Consider the following 236-nt stretch of genomic DNA (forward strand, 5'->3'; position numbering starts at 1 on the left):
ATCGTTGTCAATACTGCTATACTCGGATATTTTAAATACTCTAATTTCTTAGTAGATAATATAAATGGCATTTTTCATACAAACATTGTACTAGAAAAAATCCCCTTACCAATTGGGATTTCATTTTTCACTTTCCATGCAATGAGTTATATTATTGACATTTATAAGAAAAAAGTAGAAGCTCAGCGAAATCTATTTGATCTCGCACTGTACTTTACTATTTTCCCACAATTAGT

General features: G+C 29.2%; 1 pseudogene. It reads left to right on the forward strand.

Annotated features, from left to right (window positions below):
* Positions 1 to 236: pseudogene (locus tag SB775_RS33785) on the forward strand (MBOAT family O-acyltransferase); the annotation flags it as partial.

The organism is Peribacillus sp. SIMBA_075 (assembly GCF_046534585.1).